We start from the raw sequence: 3,451 nt of genomic DNA, 5'->3' as shown, positions 1-3,451 counted from the left end.
CGGGGTGGCCTTTGAGCCGTGCCCGAAGGGCATCGGTCTCCAAAGGCTGGTTCGTCCGCCTGCGGACGGACTAGCCGAACGGCTCAAAGGCCACCCCGTTCATTCCGACCGCAGGTCGGGATGAACGGTTCATGATAACCGGCGGCGAAGCGAACTTGCGTGCCCCACCGCTATTTGGTTTTGCTTATCAATTTAGCGCAGACGTATTTTCCGTCCGGTTCATTAAGTTGTTTGATTCCGTTACCGTGGCAACATCTTGATAAAACTGGGCATTCTAGGGTCTGTAAATTGATATACACCCTTTGCTACTCTTCTTAAGATTTTAGTATTGTCTTCAGAAACAAGCTTTGTAATATGATTAGCAATACTTCTTTGATTAACTTCAACTCTAAGAATTTCTGAAAGTTTTCTTCTAAGTTCACTGGCGTTGAATTCTGGTATTTTACAGTTTGCAGCAGCAAGTAAAATAGCTTTATATTCTGCTTCTTTTTGTGTTTGTGGTATTGAATTGTCGTACATTCTTCTAAGCACACCTTCTGATTCTTCTACCGCAAGCATTAAAGCTTCCTGTAAATTACTCGTGTTTATATGTTTATTATTATTTGAAGCTGCATTTTCTGCGCATTTTAAACAAATAAGATGGGTGAAGTGCGGGTACCCGGCGCTTATATCCACGATGGTTTCAATGACATCGTCTTCAAAAATCAATTTGAGTTTTTTAGCACCACTGGTAATTATTTTTTGAAGTGCCTCTGAAGACATGCGAGGAAGTTTAGTTTCTTTTAAACAGCGTTCAACGGATGGATGCCCTGCAGTGAGTTCTTCGCCAGTCTTAGCAATACCAACTATTAAAATTTTAAAGTTAGATCCCATATCGCTAAGCAATTTGATTGTTTCTGCTATTTTTTTTTTATCTTCACTGTCTTGAATTGCGTCGGCTTCGTCAATTACGAGTAGGCCATTTAGGTTAGATATTTTTTCTGCAACCCAAGAAGGTGAATCAAGTCGATATTTAGGAATATACTTTTGGTTTTTTCCTCTTTGTGACTTAATCCCACCACCGAAGCCAGGAACGCCTACCTTAGCATCTCCACCCTCTGCATGTGATTTTGAGTATTCGATTAAATCGACATCGATGCCAGCATCTTTCAGTGGTTTTTCAAAAACGGTTGCGTAAACGTCAGATGAGCAACAACGTTTTTCGTATAACTTGCCGCGAATTAAATTTTTGAGGATGTATTTTGAGGTGGCTGTTGCCAAAGAACTTTTTCCTACGCCACGGTCACCATAGAGTAATGCATGCTGACCAGGAGTATGTATGTGACCTATTAGTTTTGTGACTTCTTTTTCTCTACCAAACAAATGGTCCAATAAATCGACTGGTTGATGCGGTGTGAAAACCTTCCTAGCCTTTGAGTCAAGCACTGCTATCTCACGTTTTAGCCCAAAAATTCCATTACTCATATCCTCCTCCAATTTCAAATTATTGAATCTAACGGTTCATGATAACCGGCGGCGACGCGAAGTTCTGGCCACCACCGCAATTTTAGATTTTGCTTTTCAAATTAGCACAGACGTATTTTCCGTCCGCGTTGATTTATTTGTTAGGTTTCTTTTTTTCAGCTTTAGACAATAAGCTGTTTTTAGCAATTTTTGTTCTTGAAATGACAGCAATTGTTTGGTCAATATTAGACACGAAGGATTTCAATTCCCTGGCCATAAACCTTTTTGACCTGTCAAATGACCTTTCAATATTTGGTACTGCTTCCATTGTTTCGACTAGACTTACAAAACCATTCCTGCCCTCGTACGCAGCGGATTCAACTTCTTCTAAAGTTTCAATTAGGCTTTGGGCATTTTCTTGGTTTTCTTCTGTTTGATCTAAATTGACAAGGAACTCTAAGCTCTCTTCGATGCTTTTTAGTTTGTTTCTGTAGTCAATATTTCTTGGTTTTATGTAAGTTCCATAATCTTCTATGTGTTTTGCTAGTTCTCTTACAGCATCTCTTTTTTGCTTGTTTGGTAGGTGCTCTTGGTTGAGTTTGTCTGTTGTTTCATTGAGCTTTGGGGTTGTTAATGTTAATTCTTCTCCAACTTCTGTAACTATCGTGCCAATAGCTTCAAAACCCTCTTCAAGGCCTACCATATAGTCAAGTAGGCCTAATTCGCCTTTGGCTTCGGTGCCATCTGTTTGGCCTGTTGTAGATATTTGAAGGTTTGGTGCATTTGCGCCTGTGAAGTCGCTTACAGGGTTGCCGAAAAGTGCTTTGCCAGCCAAAGCCTCTTTACCCAATTCAGCTAATTCTGATTCTGCCTGACTCATTTTTGCAAAATGTGTTTGGTACGATATGACGCGGTAGGAGCGCAGATCAAAAGGTATTTCGTCTATTTCTTGGGTGAGCAATATTGCTGGTTTATTGAGAGCGTGCGCAATTCCAAGTTCGTAGTAAACATTGGGATTTGCCCCTGTGAGGTCTGCAACAATGAGTGCAGAATCGTTTATTGAAGAAATTATGCCTTGAAGAATGTTGTTTTGACTGATCAAGTCGTCAGCTCTGAAAACATCAAACCCCGCTGAAGCGAGACTTTTCTGTATGAACAGTTCATATATGTCTTGGAATTCTGGGGCGAATGGCATTAACACAAATGCTTTTGGTTTCATTGTGGCTCCCATTTAATTCATTGAAACCTAACGGTTCATGATAACCGGCGGCGACGCGAAGTTTTGGCCAACCACCGCAATTTTAGATTTTGTTTTTCAATTTTGCACAGACGTATTTTCCGTCCGGTTGATTATTTTGTTAGGCTCATTTTCAGCGACGTTTTCCTGGGGGAAAAACTCTTTATAAAACGCATCTCTGATTTCTGGCTTAATGTAGGAAATTTCTTTTTCGCTGCTCTTGTCTTTTAGCCATGTAGAAGCCTCGAATAGGCAATTTAAAAGAACCCAGAGTCCGATTAATAGCCACCAGTCGTTTTCGACAAGTGCCTTGACACATAAAATAAAAACTAGAAAGAGCACGCCTCGAAAAACCCAACGAAAAGCCTGTAATGTAATTAGGAAGTAACCGTTTGCTACGAGGATGATGTTTTCTGAATTGACCAGTTTTTTATGGGCCATGTGCTTAAACAGGTCCATTCTTTGGTAGTCTGCGAAAAATTCTGATCCTGATTTTCTTGCTTTTGATGCAGTAAATCTTAGCAGAAGGGAAATCACACCAATTATTCCCGCCGCTACAAGATTTTGAAAAAACGTATGGAGTGAGTCGTACCACTCTAAGATGGGAAGTAAGTAATTCATGATGTTTTCAATCATTTCTTGAGCCTAACGGGGTGGCCTTTGAGCCGTGCCCGAAGGGCATCGGTCTCCAAAGGCTGGTTCGTCCGCCTGCGGACGGACTAGCCGAACGGCTCAAAGGCCACCCCGTTCATTCCGACCGCAGGTCGGGAT

The 3,451-nt window shown here is 41.2% G+C and carries 3 protein-coding genes; all 3 read right to left on the bottom strand.

Features of this window, described 5'->3' with window-relative positions:
* Window positions 1-240: 240 nt before the first annotated feature.
* Window positions 241-1,464, bottom strand: coding sequence for an nSTAND1 domain-containing NTPase (locus AC1931_RS15325; RefSeq protein ID WP_483878146.1), 1,224 nt, complete (start codon window positions 1,462-1,464; stop codon window positions 241-243).
* Window positions 1,465-1,597: 133 nt separating this feature from the next.
* Window positions 1,598-2,662, bottom strand: a complete 1,065-nt coding sequence (locus tag AC1931_RS15320) for a hypothetical protein (RefSeq protein ID WP_483878145.1) — start codon at window positions 2,660-2,662, stop codon at window positions 1,598-1,600.
* A 96-nt stretch (window positions 2,663-2,758) separates the two neighbouring features.
* On the bottom strand, window positions 2,759-3,316 hold the full coding sequence (locus AC1931_RS15315; protein ID WP_483878144.1) for a hypothetical protein: 558 nt from the start codon (window positions 3,314-3,316) through the stop codon (window positions 2,759-2,761).
* Between the last annotated feature and the right edge of the window lie 135 nt (window positions 3,317-3,451).

Source organism: Pelovirga sp. C15f (genome assembly GCF_057178085.1).
Note: the sequence above shows the minus strand (reverse complement) of the source record. Positions and strands in the feature narration are given on the sequence as shown.

Excerpts from the sequence above, each read along its gene's own strand:
- AC1931_RS15325 (WP_483878146.1), bottom strand. The coding sequence starts at position 1,464 with ATGAGTAATGGAATTTTTGGGCTAAAACGTGAGATAGCAGTGCTTGAC.
- AC1931_RS15320 (WP_483878145.1), bottom strand. The coding sequence starts at position 2,662 with ATGAAACCAAAAGCATTTGTGTTAATGCCATTCGCCCCAGAATTCCAA.
- AC1931_RS15315 (WP_483878144.1), bottom strand. The coding sequence starts at position 3,316 with ATGATTGAAAACATCATGAATTACTTACTTCCCATCTTAGAGTGGTAC.